This is a genomic window from Natronoarchaeum philippinense (assembly GCF_900215575.1).
GTDB classification, from domain to species: Archaea; Halobacteriota; Halobacteria; order Halobacteriales; family Natronoarchaeaceae; genus Natronoarchaeum; species Natronoarchaeum philippinense.
In genome coordinates this window covers 406309-427991 of record NZ_OBEJ01000001.1, presented here as the reverse complement: position 1 = coordinate 427991, position 21683 = coordinate 406309, and the positions used below count along the sequence as shown (strand labels likewise).

Genomic DNA, 21683 nt, shown 5'->3' with positions numbered 1-21683 from the left:
CCCACTGCAGTATAGAACCACGGTTGCCGGCCGTCGTCGCGTGACGTGGCTTTATCCCGCCCGCGCGATAATCGGCGCGCATGGTCGACGTTCGCAACACGCTGGCGGCAGTGCTGGCGATCGGTATCGGGCTCGGAGCCGTCGTCGCGCCCGCAGCGGTCGTGCGCCTGCAGTTCGTCCTCTACGGCGCCGACACCGGACGCCACGGCGAGTACGGCGAGGATCGCACTGTTGGTGACCGCGCGCGCTGGGTCGTTCGCATCATCGGCGTCGCCGTGCTCGGCGTCGGTGTCTACCTCGGCGCTCAGCCGCTTCTGTAAAGGTTCAAGAGAACAGGCCGAAAACTCTCGTGTGTGCCTGAGCCAGTCGAGCGAACCGATCCCGACGGCGTCGACTTCGGCTGGGTGATGCAGACGACATTCGTCTGTACGATCCTCGTCGGCGCCCCGACCGTCGCCGCGCTGTCGATCCCAGTCTCACTGCCGACGTGGCAGTCCCGAGCGCTCTTTGCGGTCCGGGTCGGTGCGGTCGTCTGGATCGTCGTCGCGCTGGCGGTGTTTGCGTACGCGAAGCGAAATCAGGAGTAGCTGAACAGCGCGGTTACGACCGAATCGCTTTGAGCCGCGGCCAGACGAATCCGCGACCGAGCAAGCCCGCGATCGCCAGCCCCGGAACGACGCCGTAACACAGCAGTTCGACCGCCAGCGGCACGGCCGAGATCGACGCCACGGCGCCGGTGCCGACCGCGGCGCTGACACCGAGGCCGATTACGGGCGTGACGACGCCGAGGACGTACAGATACGAGGGGTCCCACCCGTAGTACTGGCGGGTCTTCCTGATCACGACGAGGAAGACGATCGGCATGAGCGCCGCTCCGGCGACGAACAGCCCGCCCGCGGCGCCGCCGACTCCGCCGACCGTGACGGAGTTGACGTACTCCCAACCCGACGTGACGCCGTAGCGTCCGCTGCTGAGCACCGCTCGCAGTGCCTCCACGTCTGTGCCAGCAGTCCGGAGTTCGCCGGCCAGCGTCGACAGTCCCGACCGGTTGGCGTAGCCGTAGTAGCCGACGCCGCCGACGTACAGCGCGATCGAGAGGAAAATCAGCGGCCAGCCCAGCGAGGCCGTCTTGAACCAGTTCGCCAGCGCGTTATCGAACAACAGTGCGGCGACGCCGCCGGCGTCTTCGCTCGCTGCCGCGTCGTCGGCCGAGCCGGTCGCACCGCCAGCCGTCCCGGTCGATCCGCCGGCCGCGGCCGCGGCGGCGTCAGCACCGCTGGCTTGCGCGGTGCCGCCGTCGCCGACGGTCGAACCACTTGCGCTCGCCGAGTTCGTTGTTGCGTTGGCGGATGCGCTTGCACTGGTTCTCGACGATCCGGAACCGGTGGTGCTCGAACCAGAGCGCGATGAGGTCGACGATCCGGAGCGGGTGGAACCGGACGAACTCGAGGCGGTTCCCGACGAACTGGATCGTGACGATCCAGTGCTGGACCGCGAAGTGCTCGACGACCCCGAGCGAGACGAGTTCGACGTGCTGGAACTGGAGCGCGAACTGCTCGTCCCCGAACCGGTTCGGGCGGAACTCGACGATCCAGTCGTCGATCGGGACGAGCTGGAGCCTGTCGACCGTGAGGTCGAGCTGCCGGATGTGCCGGTCGTGCTCGACGTACCGGAACTCGACGTGCGCGAGGATCCAGTGCTCGACGTGGAACTGGTCGAGGAAGCGCCGTCCTCGTCGTCGGACGGCCAGCTGCTCGGATCGGGCATCCCGTCCATGCGCTTTGCGACGTAGGTCGTGTGCCCGAGCCGGTCGTAGGACTGGCGCTCAGAGGGATCTTTGAGCGTGTCGTAGGCTTTCTTGATGGCAGTGAACTGCGCAGTCGCTCGGGGGTCGTCGTTCCGGTCGGGGTGGTACTCCTGGACCATCTCCCGGAACGCGTCTCGGACCTCGTCTTTCGAGGCATCGTCGTCGATACCGAGCAGATCGTAGAAATCCTTCGTCATAGAGACCCGTTTACCGACGCAAAGGATATGCAACCATATAATTGCAAGGAATACGCTAAAAGTCCGCAAGTGACGACTGGCCCGCCGTGTTCGGGCCGTTCGCGTCCTGCACTTCGGCGTCCTCGTCGGTAGCTGTCTCGGCGTCGTCGACTGGTGCGTCAGCAGCCGGCCCGTCGGCGTCCACCGTGGCCTGTTGGTCCTCTGCTCCCGAACGATCGACGCCGTCCCAGCCCGTCAACCGTGCCTGCTCGCCCCCTGCAAACGAGAGGTTCGACAGCCTGACGCCGACTTTCCGGACCGGCTCGTCGTCGAACTCCGCGAATAGTTCCAGTGCGATCTCCTCGACGAGATCGGCGTCCTCGACGGGCCCGGGCAGCGATCGCTCACGCGTGTTGATGTCGTAGGGCGGCGTCACGGCCTTGACGCCGATCGTCCGGTACTGGGCGCCCTCGCGGCTGGCGCGGTCGGCGACGGCTTCCGCGAGCGCTCGGAGCTGGTCGCGCTTCCGGTCGGCGTCCTCGACGGCCTCGGCGAACGCCGACTCCCGCGAGAGGCTCTTTGGATCGCCCGTCGGCGTCACCGCGCGGTCGTCGGCGCCACGCGCGCGGTCGTACAGTTCTCTCCCGCGCTCGCCAAAGCGGGATTCGAGTTCGTGAGGATCGGCGGCAGCGAGATCACCGGCCGTTTCGATCCCCATCTCGCGGAGTTCGCGGGCGGTCACCGGCCCGACGCCGTGGACCGCCTCGATGTCGAGCGGGGCGAAGAAATCGGCGACCTCACCGGGCTCGACGACGACGAGCCCGTCGGGCTTGTCCCGGTCACTGGCGACTTTCGCGGCGCTGAGCGTGGGCGCGACGCCGACGCTGGCGACGACGCCGACCTCGCGCTCGATCCGATTTTTCACGTGGCGCGCGAACCCCTCGGCGACGCTCCAGCCGGTACGGTCGGTGACATCGAGATACGCTTCGTCGATGCTGACCTCCCGAACCACGTCGGCGCAGTCGTGGAGGATCGCTTTGACCTCGGCGGCGATCTCCGAGTAGTAGTCGAGATCGACCGGTCGGTAGTAGCCCGCGGGGTCGCCGTTGTCGGGATCAGCCTTCCTCGGGAGCCGTTCCAGCGCCGTCGAGATGGCCTGTGCGCTCTCGACGCCGTGCTCGCGGGCCTCGTAACTCGCCGTCGCGACCGCGCCGATGTCGTCGCCGGGCTCGTAGCCCATCCCGACGACGAGCGGTTCGCCCTCAAGTTCGGGTTCGCGCAGGCGCTCGCAGGCGGCATAAAAGCAGTCCATATCGACGTGGAGGACGATCTGGTCGGGCGCGCCGCCGTCGACACCCGGCAGCGTTCCGTCCCCCCGGTCGGTCATGTCCGTCAGTTGCGGGCCGAATTCGTTAAATCCCTCGGCTGGCCGGTTCGTCGGTGCTGCTGGGGATCGAACTGGTCTGTTTTGATACGTATAACTATATAGAAATCTGTTTGCGGCCGTACGAGTGCTGTACTTCTGGAGCGCTCTTTGGTCTACAGACACCGATTGCCTAGGCTTCGTGTCGCGTCTGAGTCAAAATCGAGTCGCTGATGCGGCCGTACAGCGTCCAATTCCTCCAGCAATCTCATATCGAAGCCGACTCGCGGACAGTCGCCCCGACGCGGAACGGAGCGTCACGTACCGGTACGTACTGCAGTATATAGACTATAGCCAGTAAATATAGCAATTAGCATAGCTTTTGAGTGTTCCCGGTTGGTGTTCACTCGATGGCACCTGACGAAAGCGGCTCTCGGAATAGCACTGTGTCGCGCCGAACGTTCCTTGGTACGAGTGGCGTCGCGGCCAGCGCGGCACTGGTCGGCTGTCTCGGTTCGGGCGAGGAAGGAAGCGGCGGCCCCGGTCCGCTGACGGCCGACGGTTCCTCGACGGTGTATCCGATCACGTCCGACGCGGCGTCGTACTGGACGTCCAATCACCCGGCCGACGACGGCGAGTACTGGGGCTCGAACTCCGAGGGGACGGCGCCCGGCTACGATCAGATCGACAACCCCGACGACAAACGGCTGGCCAACTACTGGGGCGGCCTGTACGGTTTCGAGCCCGGAGAGGGCTCCGCGCCGCCGTTCCGTGTCAGCGTCGGTCTCAGCCACTCCGGGACTGGCATCGAGAAGGTCGCAAACGAACAGGTCGACATCGGTGACGCCAGCGCGCCCGTCTCGGCCGAGCTTCCCGACGCCAGCGAGGAGGAACTCGACAAGTACACCGACCACGTCGTCGCACGTGACGGCCAGCCTATCTCCGTGAGCAAGGAGGTCTACGACGCCGGCGTCACGAAGCTGACCGGCGATCAGGTCCGCGACATCTACAAGGGCAACATCACGAACTGGTCCGAAATCCCCAGCTACGACGGCCCCGACAAGGAGATTCAGGCTGTCGGCCGTGCGGTCGGCTCCGGCACCGACACGGCGTTCCGGACGAATCTGCTCGGCGGCCCGGAGGCCGAGATGCCCGGCGTCGACGTCCGTCAGGGTCAGAACCAGCAGGTCCAGACGACGCTCGCCAACTCCGACAACGCGATCGCCTATCTCGCACTCGCGTTCGTCGACCAGAACCGCAACCCGGCGGTCTCGCTCGAACTGGACGGCACGACCTACACGCTCGGCGAGAACCTCGGCTCGAAGGACTACCCGCTCTCGCGCGAGCTTCACTGCTACACCTACGAGGGGACCAGCAAGAAGGAGGCGGCGTTCATCAACATGCTGCTCAGCGAGTTCGGCCAGCTCCACTTCGTCAAGCCGAACGACTACTTCATGCTCCCGCCTGAGGAGCGCGAGGAACAGCGCGCCAAGCTGCCCGAGCAGACGAACTAACGCGCGTCGCCGTTCAACTACCGTTATTTTATGTCAACGACAGAACTACACCAACAAGTACGAGAGCGGTTCGGGGTCGAGGCGGCCGACGACCGCGTCGTCGCGCTCGGGGCAGCGGGAGCGCTGTGTCTGCTTGCGTCGGCAGTCGCGTTCCTGATCGGCTCGTCGTTCACGGCGCTGCCTATCGTCGGCTTCCTGCTTACGGTCACGTACGGGCTTTATGACTATCAAGCGGAGACAGCGAAGGCGCTGAGCTTCTTGGCGACGATCGGCACCGGAACGATCCTCGCGCTGATCACCGTCTACCTCATCGTCGAGGCGCTGCCCGCGATACGGTACATGGGTGCGGACATGTTCACCTACACCTCCGAACCGATGTGGCGAACCCGCGGCGAGGAAGTGTACTCTCTCGTTCCGATGATCTGGGGTACGCTCGTCACGACGATCTTGGCGATGCTGATCGCCGGCCCGCTCGGCGTCGCGGGCGCGCTGTTCATCAGCGAGATCGCGCCCGATGCCGTCCGCGAGATCGTCAAGCCCGCCATCGAGACGCTCGCGGGTATCCCCTCGATCGTCTACGGATTCATCGGCTTCACGATCCTCAACGACTACATGATGGAGAACCTCGAGCTGCCCACGTCGGGTAGCCTCGTCATCGTCGGCGTCGTCGTCGGATTGATGTCGCTTCCGACGGTCGTCTCCGTCGCTGAGGACGCCATTTCGAGCGTTCCCGAGTCGATGAAAAGCGGCTCGCTCGCGCTCGGGACGACGGACTGGCAGACGATCAAGAGCATCACGATCCCGGCGGCGTTCTCGGGCGTCTCCGCCGCGGTGCTGCTCGGCGTCGGCCGCGCGGTCGGCGAGACGATGGCGGCGACCGTGATTCTGGGCCACGCCCAGCGTCTCCCCGATCCGCTGTACGACGTCTTCGGTAACACCGAGACGCTGACCAGCCTCATCGCGAGCCAGTACGGCGTCGCGAGCAGTACCCACATGAACGCGCTGTTCGCCGCCGGCGTGGTGCTGTTCGTCAGCGTGACAGCGCTCTCGATCGCATCGCAGTACGTCGAGAACCGCATGCAACACCAGTTGCAGGGTGAATCATGAGCGGAGAAGCCACAAACCGGACTGCTGCGCCCGCTCTCGGCGCGTTCGATCGTGTCGCGCTGGGCATCGTCGGCCTCTCGATCATGACGTTCCTGCTGGGCTGGACGACGCTGTTCCAGCGAACGAGCCCCGACACCGCCGTCGCGGGCCTCTCGCTGTTCACGCTCTTTGGCGCAGTGTTCCTGCTGGCGGGCGCTGGACTGATCAGTGCCGGGCTCGCGTCGTACGTCGGCATCTTCGAGACCACCGCCGACCAGTACACCGGGATCGGAACTGGCGTCGGGTTCGGCGTCCTCGGCTTCGCTGTCGGCGGGCTGGTGACGACGATCGCCTTCGGCGTCGGTGCGACCGGTAGCGTGGCCGTGGGGCTCGGAGTCGCGCTGGTGACCGTTGGGGTGGTCGCTGTCCTCCCCGAGGACCTCGGCACCACGCTCCCGGTCGGGCTGCTCTCGCTGGCGTGGGGCGCGCTGCTGGTCACGGGTATCGTCGACGCGAGTTGGTTCTGGAACCCGCCGTCGCTGGAGGCGACGTTCTATGCGCCGATCGTCGTGCCGCTGGCGACGATCGCGCTCAGCCTGCTCGTCGCTTGGAGCGGCGCGATCGTCTCGGAAGGGTTCGGCAGTCAGGGCCGCCAGAACGGCGCGTACCTGCTGATCGGTCTGAACGCCTTCGGGATGATCGCCGTGCTGCTGTTGCTGATCCTCTTCGTGGTCCGCAAGGGGCTGCCGAAGCTGCTCGAAGGCGCACAGCTCGGTCCCGGGCTGAGCATCTCGGTTCCCTTCGTGACGAAGGGTGTCATGCTGGGCCAGCAGTTCAACGGCATCTTCCCGGCGATCGTCGGGACGGTCTGGCTGGTGATCGGTGCGGTGGTGCTCGCGGTCCCGATGGGGATCGGCGCCGCCGTGTTCCTCACCGAGTACGCCGAACAGGGGCGGTTCACCGCCGTCATCGAGACGGCGACGAACGCGCTCTGGAGCACGCCAAGCATCGTCTACGGTCTGTTCGGCTACGCGTTTCTGGTGCCTCGCTTCGGCAACAGCAACTCGCTGCTGGCGGGGATGTTCGTGCTCGGGTTCATGCTCCTCCCGCTGGTCGTGATCACCAGCCGGGAGTCGCTCAAGAGCGTCCCCGACGAGTACCGCGACGCCAGCGCCGCGCTCGGCGTCAACCAGTGGCAGACGATTCGCAGCGTCGTCCTGCCGGCGGCGATGCCGGGCGTGATCACCGGCGTCATCCTCGGTGTCGGACGAATCGCCGGCGAGACGGCGCCGATTCTACTGGTCACCAGCGGTCAGCCGTTCCCGGCACGCGCGCCGAGCATCCTCGGCTCGTTCCGGTTCGTGGCGACGCCGCCGTTCGTCCAGAACGAGGCGTTGCTGCAGGCCTCTAGCGCGCTGCCCTACCAACTCTATGCAGTCATCACGGCCGGGGTCGGGCAGGAAGAAGCGTTCGGGTGGGGGACCGCCCTCGTGCTGCTGATGGTGGTGCTTGGCTTCTACGCCATCGGCATCGCCTCGCGGATCTACTTCAGGAGGAAACTACACCAATGAGTGACCAATCGACGACATCGACGCGAGTGGAACAGCCGGCGGACGACGTGGGAAGCGGCGACCCCGCTGTGGGCACACACACGGTCGACGCCGAAACCGACGAGCAACTCGACGAGTCGTGGGTGGAGTACGAGTTCGAGGACGACGCCGCGATTTCGGTGTCGGATCTCGATGTTTACTACGGCGACGACCACGCGATCGACGACATCTCGATGGAGATCCCCGAAAAGAGCGTGACCGCGCTGATCGGCCCCTCGGGATGCGGGAAGTCGACGTTCCTCCGGTGTCTCAACCGAATGAACGACCGTATCGACAGCGCCCGCGTGGAGGGCACCGTCGAAGTCGGGGACGAGAACATCTACGAGGGCGACACCGATCTCGTGCAGCTCCGCAAACGCGTGGGGATGGTGTTCCAGAGCCCGAACCCGTTCCCGAAGTCGGTGCGGGACAACATCGCCTACGGCCCGCGGAAACACGGCGACCTGAACACCGGCCTGCTCGGACGGTTGCTCGGCAACGACGATCAACAGCGCGAGGACGAACTCGTCGAGCGCTGTCTGCGTCAGTCAGCTCTCTGGGAGGAAGTCAGCGACCGGCTCGACGACAACGCGCTCGGACTCTCGGGCGGCCAGCAACAGCGGCTCTGCATCGCGCGCTGTCTGGCGGTCGATCCCGACGTGATCCTGATGGACGAGCCCGCGAGCGCGCTCGACCCCGTCGCGACGGCCAAGATCGAGGACCTGATCGAGGAACTCGCCGAGGAGTACACCGTCGTCGTCGTCACGCACAACATGCAACAGGCCGCCCGGATCAGCGACCAGACCGCCGTGTTCCTCACCGGCGGCCAGCTCGTCGAGTACGACCAGACCGACAAGATCTTCGAGAACCCCGAGAGCGACCGGGTCGAAGACTACGTCACCGGTAAGTTCGGATAATCGGCTTCGGCGTCCCGCCGCCCCGTCAGGCGTTCCACGCTCGGTGCATCGTCGTGTCAGAGATGATCCACGCGTCGTCGTTGTCGGCGTCGTAGATTTCGATATCGCCGTCGTCAGTTTCGCGGCCTCGGTACTGTCCTCGCGCTTCCGCACTGTCGTCCATCCTGCCTGAGACAGTAGGCTGCTTGTATAAGACGTTATCGGCGGCCTGTGTACGTATTTGGCATGTATACGACGATAACTGGCAAAAAAGTGGTCGCGATCAGTCGGCCTCTTCGGGCACCGCACCGGCCTTTACTTTCTCGACTTCGACACCCACGTCCTCCGGAGTGATCGTGTCGGGCAGCGCCTCGTCGCGCTCACCGGTCACGTCAGCGAGGATTTCCTTCAGGTAGGCGTTAAACAGCGTCGGATTCTCGCTCATCGGGAAGTGACCGATGTCGGACATCTCCATCGCCGTCGCGCCCTCGCCGACGCCGTCGGCGATGTCGCGGGCGTCCTCGGGTGTCGTCAGGTAGTCGTACTCGCCGTTGACCGCGTACAGCGGCGTCTCGGTCGCGTCGATGCCGCCCAGCTTGTCGCGGTAGTCGTGGTCGACCGAGTAGTAGTACAGGTCGCCTTTGAACACGCCGTTGGCGCCCTGCTCGTAGTGATACATCGTCTCGCGCCGGGCGTTCTCGGGGCCCTGTGGCGCCATCAGTCCCCAGCAGGAGTAGGCGTTGACCTCCGTGGTATTGACCTCGGGGTGGTCGAGCCAGTCGATGTAGAAGCCGGGGCTGTGCGCGCCGGCCTCCAGCCCGATGATCGCGCGGAACCGCTCGGGGTACCAGTCGGCGAGTTCGAGCGAGATGTTCCCGCCCATCGAGCAGCCGAGATAGATCGGATCGTCGAGTTCGAGCGCGTCCGCGATGGCGACGATCCGCTCGGCGAACTGCTCGCCGGTCATCGAGTAGTCCTCGGTCCACCACTCTTGGCTCGTCGGCGGCGCCGACTTGCCGTGGAAGGGCAGGTCGTAGGCGATCACGCGGAACTGGTCGGTGATCTCCTCGTCCCGGAGGACTTGGCGCCACTCCTGATTGTTACAGCCGGCCGTGTGCTGGCACAGCAGCGGGATGCCGTCCTCGGGACCGTTTTCCTCGAAGTAGACCCGGTGGTCGACGCCCCCCACGTCGACGGTGACGTAGCGTCCGGTGACCTCGTCGACGGCGTCGATGTCTTCGGTGCTCATGAGCCACCTCCGTTGACGTTAGCCTCGCGCATCAGGTCCAGCGCGCGCTGGAACGCCCGCAGATTCTGGAAGATTTTCTTGTTGTCGCCCGTCAGCTCCAGCCGGTTGTCCTCGTTTCGGACCGCCGCCCGATAGTTCGAGGCGATGATCTCGTGGTTGAACGCCGGCGGGGTCTCCGCGACGAACTCCTCCCACGTCTCGCGGTCGCCCTCGACGCCGAACTCCCAGCGGTTGTTCAGCGCCGGGTCCGGGACCACGTCGTCGACGTGTCCGTCGTTCATCTCGATCAGGAACCGCTCGTCGCCGATATCGACGTAGAAGTTGGTGTCGAACTTGTCGTGACCTCGTACCTGCATCTCGGGGTCGTCGTTGACCGTCTCCTTGTACCGCTCCCACCAGCCGTGGCTTGCGAACTCAGTCGTTGACACGTGTATCATGCCCGTTCGGGCGCTGTGTCGTACCAGCAACGCCGGAATAAACCGTGTCGATAGTTCGATGCTGTGTGCCGAGTAACGCTGCCGTACTTTGCGTTGCCTCGGATATCGGCGTCGCCTGCTCGCATCTGCCCCCGCGTAGTCATCGGTTGCTATGTTCGACCCTAGATCGTTCGCATCACCGGCGTACTATCACCAAGATGAGACATCTTTCGGGACGCGGGGCCGAACGGCGGCGCTGCTGACCCCCGTCTGAGATGGAGAGATTCAAGAGGGACGGGCGACGCCAGAGTAACAATGCGGCACGAGCACCTCGTCACTGCGAAACAGCTGTCACGGGAGGACGTCGAGACGGTTCTCGACCGCGCGGCCGAGATTGCCGCGAACCCGGCAGCCGTCCGTGAGCGCCACGCGGACAAGCTGCTCGGCCTGCTCTTTTTCGAGCCGAGCACGCGTACGAAGATGAGCTTCGAAACCGCGATCAAGCGCCTCGGCGGCGATATCGTCGACATGGGATCGGTCGAATCCTCCAGCGTGAAGAAAGGCGAGAGCCTCGCGGACACGGTCCGCGTGATCGAGGGGTACGCCGACGCGCTGGTGCTTCGCCACCCCCGTCAGGGGTCGGCCCAGATGGCCAGCGAGTTCGTCGACGTGCCGCTGGTCAACGCGGGCGACGGCGCGGGCCACCACCCCACCCAAACGCTGCTGGATCTCTATACGATGCGCGAGGCCGCGGACGGGCTAGACGACCTGACCGTCGGCATCATGGGCGACCTGAAGTACGGCCGGACGGTGCACTCGCTGGCGAACGTCCTGACGAACTTCGACGTGCGCCAACATTTCATCAGTCCCGAGAGCCTCAAGCTCCCCCGAAGCGTTCGCTACGACCTCCACGAAGCCGGTGCGAAAGTGCGCGAACACACCGATCTGAAGACGATTCTCCCGGAACTCGACGTGCTCTACGTCACGCGGATCCAGCGCGAACGGTTCCCCGACGAGAACGAGTACCACGCCATCGCCGGCGAGTACCAGATCGACGCCGACACGCTGGAGGACGCCGACGACGAGCTGGTCGTGATGCACCCCCTGCCCCGCGTCGACGAGATCGAACCTGAGATCGACGACACCGAGCACGCCCACTACTTCGAGCAGGCCCACAACGGCGTCCCGGTTCGGATGGCGCTGCTGGATCTGCTGCTCACGAACGAGCGAGGTGACGAGGAATGAGCGACCACGAACTCCGCGTCAGCAAGATCCGCAACGGCACGGTGATCGACCACGTCACCGGCGGGCAGGCGCTGAACGTGCTCGCCATCCTCGGCATCGACGGCTCGAGCGGCGAGGAGGTCAGCGTCGGCATGAACGTCCCCAGCGACCGACTCGGCCGTAAGGACATCGTCAAAGTCGAGGGCCGCGAACTCAGCCAAGACGAGGTGGACGTGCTCTCGCTGATCGCGCCCGACGCGACGATCAACATCGTCAGCGACTACGAGGTCGTCGACAAGCGCCGCCTCGATCGCCCCGAGTTCGTCGAAGGCGTGCTCTCGTGTCCGAACCGCAACTGCATCACGACCGACGACGAACCCGTCGACTCGAAGTTCGAGGTGCTCAACGACGAGGTTCGCTGTGTCTACTGCGAGACGATTATCCGCGATCGTCTGCCCGACCACATCGACACCTGAGGCCGCCGCGATTCGGGCCGATTACTGCGCGTCCGCGATTGTCTCGACTGCCACGACGAAGCGATAGAAGAGCCACAGCGTGAACAGCGAGATTCCGGTTCCGACTGCCCCGAACAGCGCAAGCATCGGCGTCCTCGGCTCGCCGCCGAAGACGAACACGTAGCCGCTTGCTGCGACGACAGCCACCAGTATCAGTCCGGCGAGCCACGTCGGCACTTCCGGACGAGAATTGCGAGTTGCCATATCGGAGAGTGCAGCGTGAGCGTATAATTCGTTCCGAACGCTCAAACAGTTGTTTGACATAGACGCCGACGGCCGCTTCGCTGCTCGTCGACGTGGACCGCGAAAGAGAAAACCGATCGATTACTCGTAGAGCCAGCTCGCGTCGTGCTGGTCGTACTCGACGAGTTCGTCGTCGTCGAAGAACAGCGAGATCTCGCGCTCGTTCGCGCCCTCGTCCTCGTGGTCGGCGGCGTGAACGACGTTCCGGCCGAGATCCAGCGCGTAGTCGCCCCGGATCGTACCGGGTGCGGCTTCGGCGGGATCGGTCGCGCCGATCATCTGGCGGACCTGCCGGGTCGCGTCCTCGCCCTCCCAAACCATCGGGACGACGGGGCCGGACGTGATGAAGTCCACGAGGTCGTCGAAGAACGGCTTGTCCTCGTGCTCGCCGTAGTGCTCTTCGGCGTGCTCGCGGTCGAGCACTTCGAGCTTCATGCCGACGAGCTTCAGGCCGCGCTCTTCGAACCGGGAGATAATCTCACCGGCGAGCCCGCGCGCGAAGGCGTCGGGCTTGACCATCACGAAGGTGCGCTCGCGCTCGCTCATTCTTCGTCGTCCTCTGCGTCCTGTTCCTCTTCGGCGTCGGCGGCGCGACGCTCGCGGCTACCGCCGGCCTCGGTCCACTCGACATCGCGGGGTTCGCGGCCGAGATCGGCGTTTTTCTCGCACTTGCTGGAGCAGTAGTGGATCGTCTGACCGCTCGTGCGAACGAGCATCGTTCCCGTTCCCGGGGGGATGTCGCCGCCACAGTAGTCACATTCTCTCGTCTGGGGCATCGTCACTGACCTCCGATGGAGTCGGCTTCGCGGGCGGTTTCGCGGAGCTGGAGGACGTCGCCCTCTCGGACGGGGCCGAGAACGTTCCGCGTGATGATGCGGCCCTGATTCTCGCCCTCCCGGATGCGGCACTTGACCTGCATGGCCTCGCCGTGCATCCCGGTCTTGCCCACGATCTCGATCACTTCGGCGGGCGTGGATCCGCTTTCAGACTCTTCTGCGCTCATGGGAGATCTCTACTGAAGGTCCTCGACCTTGGTTGCGATCTCCTCGACGTCGTCGGACGCCTCGCCGGCGTCGACGATCGCCGCGGCGGCGCTACCGACTTCCAGCCCGGCAGCGTGCCCCACGTCGTCCTGAGTCTCGATGAAGACGACCGGGATGCCCTTCTCGTTGGCGAGCTCGGGCAGGTGCATCACGATCTCCTCGGGCTGAACGTCCTCGGCGACGTAGACGAGCTCGGCGTTGCCGCGCTCGACCGCCTTGGTGGTCTCGTTGGTTCCTTTCTTGACTGTACCCGTGTCTCGTGCGACTTCCAGGGTCTCTACGGCGTCGTCCTGGAGGTCGGCTGGGACGTCGAAGTCTACGTATACTGGCATGTGTGGATCACCTCCCGCGCGTGGGCTCGCGCTCCCCTGCCGTCCGGCCGGCCTGTTTGGCCGTCCGCTCCGACCGCCGCGACGGCGACCGGCGACTGTCCTGTGTGGCTAGGAGCATCATCAACCCCGCGCAGGCTGTAACCTTTCGTTGCACACCACCCCATAAAAGCGCTTTCAAACGCGAGAGGCAGTGGGAAGGCGACACACGCCAGTGCCAGTATCTGAGCCGTGGGTCCGGGCAGCAGGGAGCAGCCCTCCCTTCGCGTCTGTGGTACGACGATGCCACGGCGGGGTCTCGGCGGCCGAGCGAGCAGCGAAGCCAAGAGATTACTTGCCCACCCGACAACGGTTCGGTAGTGACATCCCTCGACGCCGTCGCGGCCGTTGCCGCCGCGCTCCGAGCGGAAGCCGCCGCCCTCGACGAGCGCCGCCTGCTGGTGCTCGCGGGCGGCCGCGACCGCTGTTACGACGCCGCGGCCGAGGCGCTCGACGCGGCCGGGATCGACCGCGGTGCGACGACACTGTTGGGTCCGAAGGACCGACTGGACTGTGAGCGCGTCGAGCAGCACCGCGCGGTCGAGTTGCTCGGGACGACTCGCGAGGCTGTTGCAATCGACTGCCACGACGCCTTGCGCCCGAACGCCGTCGGACGGGTCGCGGGTGCGGTCGACGGCGGCGGCCTCCTCCTCTTACTGACGCCGCCGCTCGACGAGTGGCCCGAGCGCCGCGACGGCTTCGACGAGAGCCTCGCCGTCCCACCCTTCGAAGCTGAGGACGTGACGGGGCACTTCAGGCGTCGATTCGTCGAAACCCTGCGCGCTCACCGCGGCGTCGGCATCCTCGATCTTGACGGCGGCGTCGTCGAGGACGACGGACTGACCGATCCGGCCCCGCGTCTCATTGGGCAGGACGCCGACGCGACCGCGGCGTCCGCCAGCGGTGGCGTGTTTCCGGCCGAAGCGTACGAGGCGTGTCTGACCGACGACCAAGCCGACGCCCTGAACGCGCTCGAAGCACTCGCAGGCGCTGCGAACGACCGTGATGACGCCGCCGAGGCCAGCGCGGTCGTGATCGAGTCCGACCGCGGCCGCGGCAAGTCGAGCGCGGCCGGGCTGGCCGCCGGCAGTCTTGTCGCCGACGGCGCCGACGTGCTCGTGACCGCGCCGGAGTTCCGGAGCGTGCACGAACTGTTCGCGCGCGCCGAGGCGCTGCTCGACCGGCCGAGCGACGGCTCGAACCGGTCGCGCAGCATCGATATTCCCAACAGCGGCTCGCTGACGTTTGCGGAACCGGCCGACGCCGCCGAACGCGCCGGCGACGCCGACGCAGTGATCGTCGACGAGGCTGCTGCGCTGTCGGTCGGCTTACTCGAACGCTTTCTCGACGCCGACCGCGTCGCTTTCGCCACGACCGTCCACGGGTACGAGGGTGCCGGACGGGGGTTCTCGGTCCGGTTCCGCGACCGACTCGACGAGGGGCGCCACGAGGTGATCGAGGCGACGCTGTCCGAGCCGATCCGCTACGCGCCGGGCGACCCGGTCGAAGTCTGGGCGTTCGACGCCCTGCTGCTCGACGCCCGCCCGCCGGTCGAGCAACTTGTCGCCGACGCCGACCCCGAGACCGCGACGCGGCGGCGGCTCGACGCCGAGGAGTTGCTGGCCGATCCGAACCTGCTACGCGAGACGTTCGGCCTGCTCGTGCTCGCCCACTACCGGACCGAACCGAACGACCTCGCCAGACTGCTCGACGCGCCGAATCTCGCCGTCGAGGCGCTGCTCGTCGACGGGCACGTCGTTTCGGTCGCGCTGTTGGCCCGCGAGGGCGGGCTTTCGGCCGACTTGCGCGCCCGGATGTACGACGGCGAGCGCGTGCGCGGGAACATGCTCCCCGACGTGCTGACCACTCAGCTCCGCGACGAGGACGCCGCAATCCCCGTCGGGTGGCGCGTCCTCCGGATCGCAACGCATCACGCCGCGCGCTCTCGGGGACTGGGCTCGGAACTCCTCTCGGCCGTGCGCGAGCGAGCGAGCGCGGCCGAGACCCCCGACGGCGCTGGTCTCGACTGGCTCGGCGTCGGCTACGGCGCGACGCCGGAACTCCTCGGATTCTGGTCCGAAAACGGCTTCTCGACGGTGCATCTCTCGACGACGCGCAACGACGCCAGCGGCGAGTATTCGGCGATCATGCTCGATCCGCTGACCGACGCCGGCCGCGACCTGCGGGATCGGACCGCGGCGCGGTTTGCCCGCCGGATCGGCTCGGTGCTCTCGGATCGGCTCGCCGACCTCGATCCCGACGTTGCGCGGGCGGCACTGCGCGCGGTCGACGCCGAACCCCAACTGGAGCTGACCGACTGGGAGTGGCGCGTCGTCGTCGGCTCGTCGTACGGGCCGGGGATGTTCGACGTATCGCCGCGGCCGTTTCGGCGGCTCGCAGTGCGGTACTTCTCCGATACCGAATCACAGGCCGACGCCGAAGACCGGCTTCTCGACGACCGGAAGGAGCGCCTGCTGATCCTGCGCGTCCTTCAGGCACGGGACTGGGAGACCGTCGAGGACCTGCTCGGCTTTCACTCCTCGGGCCAGTGCATGCGCGCGCTCGGTGCGGCGTTCCAACCCCTCGTGGATCGGTACGGCGGCGAGGTCGCGCTGGCCGAGCGCGAGCGCTACGACTGAGACTCAGGAGAACAGCCGCTTCAGGACGAACTCCGGCATCGCGCTGAGGAACCACGACACGAGTCGCCAGCGTCGAGTGACGTAGGCGTGGGTGCGCCCCTTTTCGATCGCGCGGCGGATCTGGGCCGCCGCGGTCTCTGGCGAGCACATCCAGAAGAGGTTCTCGCCCAGCGCCATCTCCGTGTCGACGAAGCCGGGTTCGATCGTCGTGACGGTGATGTCGTCCTCTCGGCCGTTTGCGTTGTACCGCAGCCCTTCCAGATACGTCGAGACGAACGCCTTCGAGGCATTATACGCCGGCGCGGCGCCGTTGCCAAAGCGCGCGGCGACCGACGAGATGCCGACGAGGTGGCCGCCGCCCCGTTCGCGGAAGTGGGCCATCGACGCCGTTGCGAGGGCGGCGAACCCGCGGACGTTCACGTCGATCACGTCCCGATCCGGTTCCCAGTCGAGAGCCCAGTTCTCGTCGCCGACGCCGGCGCTGAGCACGACGAGGTCGACGCCGCCCATCGCGTCGGCGAGTTCCCGGAACCCCGACCGGGCGTCCTCGGCGTCGGTCACGTCCATCGTGGCGACGTAGGCGTGGGTGGGTAGTTCCGCGCCGATCTCTTCGAGCAACTCGGTACGCCGGGCGGTGAGGCCGACATCGTAGCCCGCCTCGGCGAGTTCGTGCGCGAGCGCTCGGCCGATTCCCGACGAGGCACCGACGATCACGGCGGTTTTCGTCATGCAACGGGCTTGCGAGGGCCGGGCCCTAATCGTTGCGCTCGCCGCTCCGGGTGGTCGATCGGGCGCCACTACCGACCCGCCCGAACGCCAATTCCTATACGGCTTCCGGACCTTCTGGCGGGTATGGTAGATGTCGCGTTGCTGGTCGCCGTCGCCCTGCTGATCGTCGGCGTCGTCGGCAGCATCGTCCCGCTGGCGCCCGGCCCGCCGATTTCCGTCGCCGCGGTGCTCGGCTACTGGGCGTACAGCGGCTTCTCCGAACCGGGGGCGATCACCGTCGTCGGCTTGGTGCTGGTCGGCGTCGTCGCGTTCTCGGCGGACTTCCTCGCCAGCGCCGTTTCGGCGCGGGCCGGCGGGGCGTCGTGGGGCGTCTCCGCGGTCGCCAGCGTCGTCGGGATCGCACTACTGCTGGTTACTGGCCCGCTCGGAATGATCTTCGGCGTCGCCGTCGCCGTCTTTCTACTGGAACTGCGGCGTCACCAGGACGTCAGTCGGGGGCTGCGAACCGCGGCGGCGACGACCGTCGGCATCCTCGGCGGGACGGCAGTTCAGGCACTGTTGACCTTCGGGATGCTGGTCGGGTTCGTGCTCGCGGTGACGTGAGTCGCTTTTTGTTCGACGCCGCGTACTCGGGAGCGTGATCGAACTCGACGGCGCCGACGGCGGCGGCCAGATCGTCCGCTCGGCGCTCTCGTTGGCCGCGCTCGCCGGTGAATCGGTCCGGATCGAAAACGTCCGGGGTGCACGCGACGACCCCGGCCTCAAGCACCAGCACCTCGCTGCCGTCGAACTTCTCGCCGCGGTCTGTGACGCCGACGTCGAGGGTGCCGACCTCGGCGCCGAGACGCTGACGTTCGAACCGGACTCGCCATCCGGCGGCCGGTACGAGGTCGATGTCGGGACCGCCGGCAGCGTGACGCTCGTACTCGACGCCGTCCTCCCGCTGGCGGCCGCAATCGACGGGCCGCTCGCGGTCACGATCCGCGGCGGCACCGACGTGAAGTGGTCGCCGCCGATCGACGCCGTCCGGAACGTCAAACTGCCGCTGCTTCGGCGTCACGACGTACAGGCCGCGCTCGATGTCGATCGGCGCGGCTTCTACCCGGCCGGCGGCGGCGCCGCGACGCTCTCGATGGCGCCCTCGACGCCGACGCAAATCCAACTCACAGACAGGGGCGAGCGCCGCGGCGTCCGCATCTACTCGGTAGCGTCGGCTGATCTCGCGGACGCCGAAGTCGCCGAGCGCCAAGCCCGTGGTGCAGCCGCAGCGCTGCCCGATGGCGTCGACGTGATCGAGCGCAGCGCGACGTACGCCGACGCCGACTCGACGGGCACCGCGCTGACGTTCCGGGCCGACTACGAGAACGCACTCGCCGGCGCGGACGCGCTGGGCGAGCGCGGAAAGCCCGCCGAACGTGTCGGCGAGGATGCCGTCCGATCGTTCCGGACGTTCGAGGAAAGCGCGGCCGTAGTGGACCGACACCTCGCCGACCAGTTGCTCGTCTGGCTGGCGCTCGCGGGCGGCGAAATAGCGATTCCCGAAGTCACGGATCACGTCGAGTCGAGTATCGAACTTCTCGGCGAGTTCGGCGTCGACGCCGAAATCGAGAGCGGTGCCGAAGGTGCCGCGGCGGCGAGAATTAGGGTCCGAGAGACGCTCGACAGACGGTAGCGCGATCGCGGTCTCGTCTCAGGGATGTGCGTAGTACGCGACCGACTCCTCGTCGTCGTGGCGGTCGACTCGCGCAAAGCCGATGCGCTCGAACTGCACGACCTCGTCGGCGTCGGTCTCGGCGAACTCGGGTTCTGCGGCGCCTTCCACGTCGCCCTCGGGCGTTCGCATCCGTACCGGGACTGACTCGTCGGCGGGCGCCCAGTGGATCACGTCGACGCCCTCCTCGCGCACGGCGTCGATGTCGTCGCCGGTGAACTGGAACGCGTCGCGCGTGTAGCGCACGCAGCCCAGACCCTTCAGCCAGACGCGCTCCTCGGGGTCGGGCAGGTCTTCGGGTTCGACGACGACGGCGTCGCCGACGGGGATCTCTCGGGTGCCCCGGTCCTCGTGGTCGGGGTGGCGCTGCGGGGTGGCCTCGTCGGGCCCGTCGCCGGTCAGCGCGACTTCGGTTCCCTCGCGGACGAAGAAGTAGCGGTCCGCCTCGTCGTCGACAAGGTCGCGGTTGTTGGCGTAGACCGACGACATGGCCAGATCGACGTTGCTCGTCGAGGTTCCAAGCTCGACCATCGCGTCGGTGATGGCGTCGCCGCGGATGCCCCGCCGGCTGACGCTTGCGAGGGTGGGCGCACGCGGGTCGTCCCAGCCGTCCAGTTCGCCGTCGTCGATCAGTTCCTTGATCGTCGACGTGCTCATCTTCACGTCGTAGGCGTCGATCTGGACGTGGCCCCAGTGGATCACTTCGGGGTACTCCCAGCCGAAGTAGTCGTAGACGAACTGCTGGCGCTTGGCGGAGTCCTGCAGGTCGATACCGCGGATGATGTGGGTGATGCCCAGCAGGTGGTCGTCGATGCCGCTCTGGAAGTCCAGCATCGGCCAGCAGCGGTACTCGCTGGCTTCCTCGCGCGGGTGGGGCGTGTCGACCATCCGGAACGCGACGAAGTCCCGGAGTGCGGGGTTTTTGTGCTCGATATCGGTCTTGACGCGCAGGACCATCTCGCCGCTGTCGTACTCGCCGTCGACCATCGCCTCGAACTCCTCGCGGGTGGTCTCTACGTCCTTGTCGCGGTGGGGACAGGCCTCGCCCGAGTTCTTGAGATTCGAGAACTCCTCGCCGGAACACGAGCAGGTGTACGCGCCGCCGGCCTCGATCAGTTCGCGGGCGTGCTCGTAGTACGTCTCGACGCGGTCGCTGGCGAGATAGGTCTCGTCGGGCTCGAAGCCGAGATACTCGATGGCGTCGAGAATCTCGTCGTAGGCGTCGAGATCGGGGCGCTTCGTCTCGGGGTCGGTGTCGTCGAACCGGACGCAGAACCAGCCGTCGTACAGCTCCTTGTACGTCCCGATGACCGCGGGCATCCGGGCGTGGCCGAGATGCCACGGGCCGTTGGGATTGGGCGCGACGCGCATCCGGATCTGGTCGTACTCGTCCGCTCGCGGGAGGTCCGGCAGGATCTCCTCTTCCTCGTCGTCCTCGCTGTCGAGTTCGTTGAGCTCTTCGGGCGCTATCTCGCCGAGACGCTCGCGGCGCTCCTCGTGGCTCAGTCCGTTAATCTCGGCGATGACGCCGCCGGCGATACCGGGGATCTCGTCGCCGTGCTCCCGGAACTCGGGGTTCTCGCCCATCAGCGGGCCCATGATCGCCCCGACATCGGCGTCGCTCTCGTGCTTGACAGCGTTGATCAGCGCGTGCTTTTCGGCCTCGCGCTCGATGCGCTCGCGGAGGTCGTCGTTCATTACTCCCGAATATCGGCCGGGGCGTCAAAACTGCGGTGGATTGACGGCGGCGAGCGGTCAGGCTTCGGAGGCCTCGCCAGCGGCTTGGAGGACCGCCGCTCGCGCCCGGAGCGCGACCCGGTGGACACCGACGAGCACCACTACGGCGGCGACGACGACGGCGCCGCTACGGAGGCTCGGGAGGATCCCGAGCGAGACGATCAGCGTCGTCGCGCAGGCCGGCGGGTGGTTCACGTCGGCGGCGAGCATCCCGACGCTCGTGGCGGCGACAGACACCGCGGCGGCGACCGCGAGACGCAACACGTCGGTCGAAAGGGCGGGCGCGGCGACCGACAGCGCGGCGCCCGGCGCGATCAGGTGGTGGGCCGCCAGTCCGGCGACGACGCCGACGGCGTGCCCGCCGATCACCCGGCGGGGCGCGACGACGGCGCCGGTGCGCGAGCGCGCCAGCAGGAACGCGGTCGGGCCGAGGCTCGGGAAGATGAATGGGTTCCCGCTCGCCCACGCGACGGCGCCGAGCACGCCCACGAGGACGCCGGCGTACGCGCCCGTCAGTCCGGTGTCGCGGAGCACGCCAACCACTTCTCGGGATGCCGGAAAAGCCTCCCGCCTTCCGACGGCGAACAGACGCTTTAAGCCCGTGAGGGCGCTACGGAGCGCCAGTGACCGCAACGGAGGACCGCCGGTCGGCGCGGGCCGACACCCTCGTCGATCCGGCGCCCGAGCAAGCCAGAGCGCGCGTCGCCGAGGGGATCGAGGCGGGGGCGATGATCACCGTGTTCGGCCGGTGTACGGTCGAGTACGACGGCCGGGCGTCGAGCACGCTCGGCCCCGGCGACCGTCACGTGATGCTCAAACCCGACGGGTCGATCCTCGTCCACACCGACGAAGGCCAACAGCCCGTCAACTGGCAGCCCCCGGGCTGTACCCAAGAGGCCGAACTCGACGACGGCGCGCTCCGGATTCGGAGCCGCCGGTCGACGCCCGAGGAGCGCCTCGACGTTCGGTTCGAGCGCGTCACGCAGGTCTCTGCGTTCGTCGTCGACGACGGGAGCGAACTCGCCATCTCGGGCACTGAAGAAGACCTCCGCGAGCGCATCCTCGACGACCCCGAACTGCTCGAAGTCGGCTTCACGCCGCTTGCGACCGAGCGCCAGACGACCGCCGGCGCGATCGACATCTACGGCGAGGATCGAAGCAGTAGAACGGTCGCCGTCGAACTCAAGCGAAAGCGCGTCGGACCCGATGCCGTCGGCCAACTCGGGCGTTACGTCGACGCCCTACAGCGTGACCTCCACGACGACGCCGAAATTCGAGGGTTGCTCGTCGCGCCGTCGGTGACCGATCGCGCGCGGGAACTGCTCGAACGAAACGGGCTGGAGTTCGTCTCGCTGACGCCGGAACCGAGCGAGTAGCG

26 protein-coding genes and 1 pseudogene are annotated in these 21683 nt (G+C 66.8%); 13 read left to right on the top strand and 14 right to left on the bottom strand.

The window, feature by feature from the left end:
- Positions 1–80: 80 nt before the first annotated feature.
- Both CRO01_RS02180 and CRO01_RS02175 read left to right on the top strand, forming a co-directional pair.
- The gene (locus CRO01_RS02180) at positions 81–320 is read left to right on the top strand and encodes a hypothetical protein (protein ID WP_097007475.1); all 240 of its coding nucleotides are present in this window, start codon (positions 81–83) and stop codon (positions 318–320) included.
- 33 nt (positions 321–353) lie between these two features.
- A complete protein-coding gene (locus CRO01_RS02175; RefSeq protein ID WP_097007474.1) occupies positions 354–587 on the top strand; it encodes a DUF5822 domain-containing protein in 234 nt (77 codons plus the stop codon).
- A 13-nt stretch (positions 588–600) separates the two neighbouring features.
- Here CRO01_RS02175 and CRO01_RS16885 read toward each other — a convergent pair whose 3' ends face one another.
- Entirely contained in the window at positions 601–1161 is a 561-nt protein-coding gene (locus CRO01_RS16885; RefSeq protein ID WP_245838486.1) for a hypothetical protein, read from the bottom strand.
- Here CRO01_RS16885 and CRO01_RS16880 point away from each other — a divergent pair.
- Complete coding sequence (locus CRO01_RS16880) at positions 1130–1792, top strand: hypothetical protein (RefSeq protein ID WP_245838485.1); 663 nt, start codon at positions 1130–1132, stop codon at positions 1790–1792. The two genes, CRO01_RS16885 and CRO01_RS16880, sit on opposite strands and share 32 nt — an antisense overlap.
- 29 nt (positions 1793–1821) lie before the next feature.
- On the opposite strand, the pseudogene CRO01_RS17095 reads toward CRO01_RS16880, so the two are convergent.
- Both CRO01_RS17095 and dinB read right to left on the bottom strand, forming a co-directional pair.
- Positions 1822–2004 (bottom strand): annotated as a pseudogene (locus CRO01_RS17095) (DnaJ domain-containing protein); the annotation flags it as partial.
- Positions 2005–2059: 55 nt separating this feature from the next.
- Entirely contained in the window at positions 2060–3370 is a 1311-nt protein-coding gene (gene dinB, locus CRO01_RS02165) for a DNA polymerase IV (protein WP_097007472.1), read from the bottom strand.
- A gap of 386 nt (positions 3371–3756) precedes the next feature.
- Between dinB and CRO01_RS02160 the strand changes: the two genes are divergently transcribed.
- From CRO01_RS02160 to pstB, 4 genes are read left to right on the top strand one after another with little or no spacing between them, the layout of a single operon-like run.
- Positions 3757–4860, top strand: coding sequence for a substrate-binding domain-containing protein (locus CRO01_RS02160; RefSeq protein WP_097007471.1), 1104 nt, complete (start codon positions 3757–3759; stop codon positions 4858–4860).
- Between the two features lie 30 nt (positions 4861–4890).
- Positions 4891–5967, top strand: a complete 1077-nt coding sequence (gene pstC / locus CRO01_RS02155; protein WP_097007470.1) for a phosphate ABC transporter permease subunit PstC — start codon at positions 4891–4893, stop codon at positions 5965–5967.
- Positions 5964–7517 carry a phosphate ABC transporter permease PstA gene (pstA, locus tag CRO01_RS02150; RefSeq protein ID WP_097007469.1) on the top strand — a complete coding sequence of 518 codons (1554 nt, stop codon included), beginning with the start codon at positions 5964–5966 and terminating at the stop codon, positions 7515–7517. The genes pstC and pstA overlap by 4 nt, the downstream gene beginning before the upstream one ends.
- Positions 7514–8452, top strand: a complete 939-nt coding sequence (gene pstB / locus CRO01_RS02145) for a phosphate ABC transporter ATP-binding protein PstB (protein ID WP_097007468.1) — start codon at positions 7514–7516, stop codon at positions 8450–8452. Before pstA ends, pstB begins: the two co-directional genes overlap by 4 nt.
- A 25-nt stretch (positions 8453–8477) precedes the next feature.
- On the opposite strand, the gene CRO01_RS16460 is transcribed toward pstB, so the two are convergent.
- The 3 genes from CRO01_RS16460 to CRO01_RS02135 all read right to left on the bottom strand — a co-directional run bounded on the left by CRO01_RS16460 (position 8478) and on the right by CRO01_RS02135 (position 10108).
- Positions 8478–8615, bottom strand: a complete 138-nt coding sequence (locus CRO01_RS16460; protein WP_179747373.1) for a hypothetical protein — start codon at positions 8613–8615, stop codon at positions 8478–8480.
- Between the two features lie 99 nt (positions 8616–8714).
- The gene (locus CRO01_RS02140) at positions 8715–9680 is read right to left on the bottom strand and encodes an alpha/beta fold hydrolase (protein WP_097007467.1); all 966 of its coding nucleotides are present in this window, start codon (positions 9678–9680) and stop codon (positions 8715–8717) included.
- A complete protein-coding gene (locus CRO01_RS02135; RefSeq protein ID WP_097008305.1) occupies positions 9677–10108 on the bottom strand; it encodes a hypothetical protein in 432 nt (143 codons plus the stop codon). Before CRO01_RS02135 ends, CRO01_RS02140 begins: the two co-directional genes overlap by 4 nt.
- A gap of 303 nt (positions 10109–10411) precedes the next feature.
- Here CRO01_RS02135 and pyrB point away from each other — a divergent pair, with 303 nt between their 5' ends.
- Positions 10412–11341 carry an aspartate carbamoyltransferase gene (gene pyrB, locus CRO01_RS02130; RefSeq protein ID WP_097007466.1) on the top strand — a complete coding sequence of 310 codons (930 nt, stop codon included), beginning with the start codon at positions 10412–10414 and terminating at the stop codon, positions 11339–11341.
- Positions 11338–11796 (top strand): aspartate carbamoyltransferase regulatory subunit, encoded by a 459-nt coding sequence (gene pyrI / locus CRO01_RS02125; protein ID WP_097007465.1) that lies wholly within the window; start codon positions 11338–11340, stop codon positions 11794–11796. Before pyrB ends, pyrI begins: the two co-directional genes overlap by 4 nt.
- Positions 11797–11817: 21 nt before the next feature.
- On the opposite strand, the gene CRO01_RS02120 is transcribed toward pyrI, so the two are convergent.
- The 5 genes from CRO01_RS02120 to rpl7ae form a co-directional block, all read right to left on the bottom strand.
- Positions 11818–12039, bottom strand: coding sequence for a hypothetical protein (locus tag CRO01_RS02120; RefSeq protein ID WP_143824890.1), 222 nt, complete (start codon positions 12037–12039; stop codon positions 11818–11820).
- Positions 12040–12159: 120 nt separating this feature from the next.
- Positions 12160–12624: a nucleoside-diphosphate kinase gene (ndk, locus tag CRO01_RS02115; protein WP_097007463.1), complete on the bottom strand. Its 465-nt coding sequence runs from the start codon at positions 12622–12624 to the stop codon at positions 12160–12162.
- Positions 12621–12854 (bottom strand): 50S ribosomal protein L24e, encoded by a 234-nt coding sequence (locus CRO01_RS02110; protein ID WP_097007462.1) that lies wholly within the window; start codon positions 12852–12854, stop codon positions 12621–12623. The genes ndk and CRO01_RS02110 overlap by 4 nt, the downstream gene beginning before the upstream one ends.
- Positions 12855–12856: 2 nt before the next feature.
- On the bottom strand, positions 12857–13081 hold the full coding sequence (locus CRO01_RS02105; RefSeq protein WP_097007461.1) for a 30S ribosomal protein S28e: 225 nt from the start codon (positions 13079–13081) through the stop codon (positions 12857–12859).
- A gap of 9 nt (positions 13082–13090) precedes the next feature.
- Positions 13091–13453, bottom strand: a complete 363-nt coding sequence (rpl7ae, locus tag CRO01_RS02100; protein ID WP_097007460.1) for a 50S ribosomal protein L7Ae — start codon at positions 13451–13453, stop codon at positions 13091–13093.
- A gap of 356 nt (positions 13454–13809) precedes the next feature.
- On the opposite strand from rpl7ae, the gene tmcA reads away from it, so the two are divergent.
- Positions 13810–16128, top strand: a complete 2319-nt coding sequence (gene tmcA, locus CRO01_RS02095) for a tRNA(Met) cytidine acetyltransferase TmcA (protein WP_097007459.1) — start codon at positions 13810–13812, stop codon at positions 16126–16128.
- A gap of 3 nt (positions 16129–16131) precedes the next feature.
- On the opposite strand, the gene CRO01_RS02090 is transcribed toward tmcA, so the two are convergent.
- A complete protein-coding gene (locus CRO01_RS02090; protein ID WP_097007458.1) occupies positions 16132–16857 on the bottom strand; it encodes an SDR family NAD(P)-dependent oxidoreductase in 726 nt (241 codons plus the stop codon).
- 123 nt (positions 16858–16980) lie between these two features.
- Here CRO01_RS02090 and CRO01_RS02085 point away from each other — a divergent pair, with 123 nt between their 5' ends.
- Positions 16981–17460, top strand: a complete 480-nt coding sequence (locus CRO01_RS02085) for a DUF456 domain-containing protein (protein WP_097007457.1) — start codon at positions 16981–16983, stop codon at positions 17458–17460.
- A 34-nt stretch (positions 17461–17494) separates the two neighbouring features.
- Positions 17495–18529: an RNA 3'-terminal phosphate cyclase gene (gene rtcA, locus CRO01_RS02080; protein WP_097007456.1), complete on the top strand. Its 1035-nt coding sequence runs from the start codon at positions 17495–17497 to the stop codon at positions 18527–18529.
- Positions 18530–18547: 18 nt separating this feature from the next.
- Here the strand turns inward: rtcA and CRO01_RS02075 are convergent, their stop codons facing one another.
- Complete coding sequence (locus CRO01_RS02075) at positions 18548–20266, bottom strand: glutamate--tRNA ligase (RefSeq protein ID WP_097007455.1); 1719 nt, start codon at positions 20264–20266, stop codon at positions 18548–18550.
- A gap of 57 nt (positions 20267–20323) precedes the next feature.
- The gene (locus tag CRO01_RS02070) at positions 20324–20839 is read right to left on the bottom strand and encodes an HPP family protein (protein WP_097007454.1); all 516 of its coding nucleotides are present in this window, start codon (positions 20837–20839) and stop codon (positions 20324–20326) included.
- Positions 20840–20928: 89 nt separating this feature from the next.
- On the opposite strand from CRO01_RS02070, the gene nucS reads away from it, so the two are divergent.
- Complete coding sequence (gene nucS / locus CRO01_RS02065; RefSeq protein ID WP_097007453.1) at positions 20929–21681, top strand: endonuclease NucS; 753 nt, start codon at positions 20929–20931, stop codon at positions 21679–21681.
- Positions 21682–21683 lie beyond the last annotated feature (2 nt).